The organism is Waterburya sp., from assembly GCF_058530065.1.
Map to the genome: position 1 here is coordinate 1 of NZ_JBZNBU010000438.1, position 2,479 is coordinate 2,479.

The 2,479-nt window shown below is 38.2% G+C and carries 4 protein-coding genes; 1 reads left to right on the forward strand and 3 read right to left on the reverse strand.

From position 1 onward, the window contains the following. Positions 1-155: 155 nt before the first annotated feature. Positions 156-938, forward strand: coding sequence for a tRNA(His) guanylyltransferase Thg1 family protein (locus AC33VI_RS23405; protein ID WP_491784664.1), 783 nt, complete (start codon positions 156-158; stop codon positions 936-938). A 179-nt stretch (positions 939-1,117) separates the two neighbouring features. Here the strand turns inward: AC33VI_RS23405 and psb35 are convergent, their stop codons facing one another. From psb35 to AC33VI_RS23420, 3 genes are all read right to left on the reverse strand, one after another. Further along, positions 1,118-1,309 carry a photosystem II assembly protein Psb35 gene (psb35, locus tag AC33VI_RS23410; protein WP_491784665.1) on the reverse strand — a complete coding sequence of 64 codons (192 nt, stop codon included), beginning with the start codon at positions 1,307-1,309 and terminating at the stop codon, positions 1,118-1,120. Positions 1,310-1,441: 132 nt separating this feature from the next. After that, positions 1,442-1,660: a hypothetical protein gene (locus AC33VI_RS23415; RefSeq protein WP_491784666.1), complete on the reverse strand. Its 219-nt coding sequence runs from the start codon at positions 1,658-1,660 to the stop codon at positions 1,442-1,444. 175 nt (positions 1,661-1,835) lie between these two features. Continuing rightward, the coding region (locus AC33VI_RS23420; protein ID WP_491784667.1) for a transglutaminase-like domain-containing protein at positions 1,836-2,479 on the reverse strand (644 nt) is incomplete at its 5' end.

Here is a 2,479-nt window from a genome sequence, read left to right on the forward strand (position 1 = left end):
AGCCAGCGCGATCGCCAGTCGAAAATTCCGATGGTGGGTATTTTAGCTACTGCTAAAAAATTAGAATTACCCAGTTATGAAGAGGGTTTCGACCGACTATATCATGTTAAACTTGCCCCGAATAATTCCTTTGCGATCGAACCCTGGATTGAATAATGCACTTTGATGAATTTGATGCCAAAATGCGAGTCTACGAAACGACTCACGACTATTCTGTTTTACCTAATGTTTACATGGTAGCCAGACTAGACGGACGTAATTTCACTCGTCTAACTAAAGAAACCCATCAATTTAAAGCCCCTTTTGACGAGCAATTTCGCGATTATATGTTGGCTACAGTCGAACATCTGATGACTTGTGGTTTTAAAGTAATTTATGGCTACACTCAAAGCGATGAAATCTCTCTGTTGCTCGATATTGCCGATAATACCTTCAGTCGCAAACTACGGAAGCTAAATTCGGTTTTAGCCAGCGAAGCTAGTGCCAAATTTTCTTTGCTACTCCAAGATATTGGTTGCTTTGACTGTCGCATTTCTCAGTTACCCAATATCGAGTTAGTAGTTGACTATTTTCGCTGGCGACAACAGGATGCTGATCGCAATTCTCTGAGCGCCCATTGCTATTGGTGTTTGCGTCGAGATGGTCGAACTGCCAGAAAAGCAACATCAATCATGAGTGGTATGTCCCAAGGGAATAAACATGAATTGCTATTTGAACATGGGATTAATTTTAACAATTTGCCCTCTTGGCAAAAAAGAGGCGTTGGAGTTTATTGGCAGGAATACAACAAAGAAGGATACAACCCTCAAACAGGAGAAAATACTATAGTAAATCGTCAGAAAATTTATTTGGATTTAGAAATTCCCATGAAGGATGAATACAGTCAATTTATTCGCAATTTAATTGGAGATCGACTTCAAAACCCCATCGAGGAATAATTTGCAGCTTTTGAGGATCGTCTGTTCGGCGATCGCAGTATTAAATAGAGTTTATTTATGACCAGACTTAAAAAGAATGCAACAGTTTAATTGTAAATACTCTTGATTGCATATTTTCAGAGTATCTTTACCTTTACCTGTTGCAAGCCTCTAGTTATTGATTTGTGTCGAAGGCAATTTTAGTTTTCGGAATTCTCTTCCTCGTTGATTTTAGGCACAATATCAGGGCGTTCGGCATTTTCCCATCCCGCAGGGCGTTTGGAATTGTACCAAGCCAAAGAGCCGATAGATACGGCAGCAATAAAGCCTACTACATACACGGCGACAAAATAAGTAGGAAATTCTCCCGCTACTGCAAATATTAAATTCATGTGCAAATTAAAGAAGTAATCTTAATGTTAATAATTCGTAATATTATCAGATAATTTCCCTCGTGTCTTCCATCTCTGAAACGGCAAAGAACGAAGGCAGATTTCCGATCCCAGAAAAATTAAAGATTACTATTATAAATTTTCAGTAGACCAAGAATTCCAAGATGCAATTATTAGAGAAACACCAACTAAAGATAATTTTAAGATCCAAGGAGCGCAAAATAAAGTTACTAACGAAAAAGTAACGGACGTAAACCCGATCGCAGCTTTGAAGACATCATCATTGATTTTGAAACTGATCAGTAAAGTAATGATGGCGATAGATAGAGTCACTAATGAAAGGCTGAGCATGGGATAGACCTCTGATAATAATTTTTATAGGCATTTTTACGCATTTATAAATAACTGACTTCCGTTTTTAGCTTAGTTTTTACGGTCGAGCGTAAAAAGACAAATGTAGATTAACCTTAATATTAAGATATAATAATTTTCATTTTATTTGTCAACCAATAAGTATTGTTTATAACTAATGACTAGTAGTTGATTCGCGGTATTTTTCCAACCACTCCTGACATTTAGACCGTAGCTTGGCTCTTGATTGAGTGTCTATACCATGTGGATCGAAGCGATAGCGATAGTGAATTTCAATAATAACTTCTAAGTCTCGAATTCCGTAACTAATTTCAGGATTATTTTGCAATTTAGTCAGCCAATCTTTCCAAGTTTCAGAGCGATCGCGTCCCAATCCGATTTTGTTTAATTCTTGCTCGATCGCGTAAAGTTCGGAGTCAGCACCAGTCACTAGTCGTTCGGTTTGCTTGTGGTTGATTCGCTGCATGGTTAAACGTCTTTTTTCTCCTCGATCGGTAAACTCTCTAATGAGAATTACCCCTAAAGGAATAGCTAACAACCACAGGAAATTAGTCTTGCCTAAATTTTGCCAAACCGTGACAATTCGAGCAAACTGAAACCCAATCCAAGAAAAAAGATCTTTCCAGTTTTGCCATGGGGATTGGTTGCGATTTTCAAAAGCAATCCAAGAAGCAGGAGTAGTATCGAAAGTTTGCCACTTGCCATCTAGATATACTTGAGTCCAAGCATGAGCGTTACGCGATCGCACTATATATTGCTTTTCTAATTTGCTGAATTCCCTCACTGAATATCCCACCA